The following is a 1918-nucleotide window of genomic DNA, read 5'->3' as shown; positions in this document are numbered from 1 at the left end:
AGTTATAGAGAATTTTAACGGACTCAGCATCAGAACGATGTTCATCCCAAGAAACTTCATGAGGTGAAATTTCTGTTAAAAAATTGATTCCAAGGTCGGAATCATGGCAAGATTGGGACATAGAAAAGCTCGGTTAGTTAGGAAGGTCAGATGTCCAAACTATACGGGCTTTTTTATTGTTCTGTCAAATACCACTCAAAGTCACGCCCCACAAGGCATACAACCACATTTTCAAAATCGAAGTTATCCCTTAATAATAAATACAAGGAAAAACACCCTCAAAAATCCCCATTTTTACCCCCTTTTCAGATGCCTTTTTTTGATTTTTCACCCCTAGCAAATTCGTGATGATTTTTCAGTAATGCACGCTTACGCGTTTCTCATTCGAGAAACAAAAATCGGGTCGTCGCTTTGCTCGGTTTTTCCCGCTTAGGATTTTTATGGGAGCTTGTAATCAGGGAGGGAAGGTTTTGGAATTTTTATGGTGGAGTCGTCACTCGTAGACACTCGTTCGGCTTTTCCCGAAATAACATGAAGGGCGCACTTTACCATTGGAGAAATCCAATGGGTGCGAAACACCGAAAAGGGAAAATTTTTAATTTTTCTTTTTTGGTGTTTATGGGGTTAAGGGGTCGAACCCCTTACGCGGTTTCTTCCCGAAGGGAGAAACAACTAAGCGCGCCCTCAAAAATTTTGAGGGAACGCACTCCTAACTTTTAGTTTGGGTAAGTGCGCCCTTCGGGGAAAAGATTAGTCTGCATACTCGTTATATTTTGGCGCATAAACGTATTTGCGGTATTCAGGTTTGAATTGGAATGCTACTCGACCCTCTCCAACGTCCTGTACCTCCTCAGAGGAAGAAATCATTTCTTCCGTAGTGATTTCATCTTCAGGCTTGAGAATCCCCTTTAAAACGCCTCCTGTTGCGATAAAACGCATCTTATGGACTTGTTTGGTCATCTCATGGAGCCAAGCCCCCTTATCGCGCTCTAAAGCCAAATCAGAGGGTTTTACGCTGTATTTGAGCGTTTCACAGATTGCCTTATCGAGTTGCTTGCGCCCTTTTTCGTCTAAAGTGGCTTTTACGGCTTTCACGTTCACCGATGGCAAGTAGTCAGCTCTCAAGGCTTTCGCCCACATTTCGACCCAATCGGCTTGTTTTATATAATACTTACCTTGGAAATATTGGGGTTTAACCAACAGCAAAGCATGGAAATGCGGATGTGCCATCATGTCGCCATCATTCCCCCTGGTCACTTCCGTTGTTCTTAAAAAACCTGCTACCCCTGATTTAAACCGCTTGGTTTCAATCAGTCGCTTCCATGAATCATTCATGTGCTTCAAGGTGTCACGCAATTCGGTAACAGGTGGGTTTTTCACAGTCAGGGTTAGAAATACCCAACGATGGGTAGGAAAGCGTTCCTGAATATTTGGCAATTGCTGAAACATAACCGCCCTCCAGAGTAGAGATCTGCGCCACTGACACACAGGGCAATGGCGGACACGGCAAAAAAATGCTTGCTTGAGAACCAATTTTCCCTGATCGGGATTAACTCCAAATTTCAAAATGCCTGAACAACCGTTAATTCGGTCTGCATATTTTGAAAGTTCAACGGAGTAGTTATAGAGAATTTTAACGGACTCAGCATCAGAACGATGTTCATCCCAAGAAACTTCATGAGGTGAAATTTCTGTTAAAAAATTGATTCCAAGGTCGGAATCATGGCAAGATTGGGACATAGAAAAGCTCGGTTAGTTAGGAAGGTCAGATGTCCAAACTATACGGGCTTTTTTATTGTTCTGTCAAATACCACTCAAAGTCACGCCCCACAAGGCATACAACCACATTTTCAAAATCGAAGTTATCCCTTAATAATAAATACAAGGAAAAACACCCTCAAAAATCCCCATTTTTACC

At 42.4% G+C, this 1918-nt stretch carries 1 protein-coding gene; it reads right to left on the bottom strand.

Translation table 11 applies throughout. The features are described 5' to 3' along the window. Window positions 1-750 precede the first annotated feature (750 nt). Window positions 751-1740, bottom strand: a complete 990-nt coding sequence (locus KPC_RS19405) for a protein rep (RefSeq protein ID WP_121975946.1) — start codon at window positions 1738-1740, stop codon at window positions 751-753. Window positions 1741-1918 lie beyond the last annotated feature (178 nt).

Origin of the sequence: Acinetobacter stercoris (genome assembly GCF_900323515.1) — a bacterium.
In the GTDB taxonomy this organism is placed as follows: domain Bacteria; phylum Pseudomonadota; class Gammaproteobacteria; order Pseudomonadales; family Moraxellaceae; genus Acinetobacter; species Acinetobacter stercoris.
Note: the sequence above shows the minus strand (reverse complement) of the source record. Positions and strands in the feature narration are given on the sequence as shown.